The sequence below is a fragment of the Caballeronia glathei genome (assembly GCF_000698595.1).
Classification (GTDB): Bacteria; Pseudomonadota; Gammaproteobacteria; order Burkholderiales; family Burkholderiaceae; genus Caballeronia; species Caballeronia glathei.
The window spans coordinates 1-570 of the sequence record NZ_JFHC01000289.1; the positions used below are offsets into that span (position 1 = coordinate 1).

Genomic DNA, 570 nt, shown 5'->3' on the forward strand with positions numbered 1-570 from the left:
ACCGGCAAGCCCAAGGGCGTGATGGTCCAGCATCGTGAGATGCTCAACTTCCTCTGCTCGATGCGCGATGTCACCGCCATGAGCGCGGCCGACAGGCTTCTCGCCGTCACCACCATCTCCTTCGATATCGCCGGACTGGAGCTGTATCTGCCCTTGAGCACGGGCGCCTGCGTCGTGCTCGCGCGCAGAAGCGATGCGGCCGATCCGCTCGCGCTGCAAGCCCTCCTCGCGAAGCACGACATCAGCTTCATGCAGGCCACTCCGGCGACCTGGCGCATGCTGCTCGATGCGCAGTGGACCGGCAGCGCGCAACTGACGGCCCTGTGCGGCGGCGAAGCCTTGTCTGCCGGTCTGGCTGCCCGTCTCGGCGACAAGGTCAAGTCGCTGTGGAATCTCTACGGTCCCACCGAAACCACGGTCTGGTCTTCGTGCTATCAGACGGGACTCGAAGCGAGCGCGTCATCCACGGTGCCTGTCGGTCGTCCGATCGCCAACACGCGCATGTATCTGCTCGATGCGCAACATCAGCTGGTGCCTGTTGGTGCGGTGGGCGAGCTTTACATCGGTGGC

At 64.6% G+C, this 570-nt stretch carries 1 protein-coding gene; it reads left to right on the top strand.

What is annotated here, in order from left to right:
• On the top strand, positions 1-570 hold a 570-nt coding region (locus BG61_RS38825), incomplete at both ends, for an AMP-binding protein (protein ID WP_035943825.1).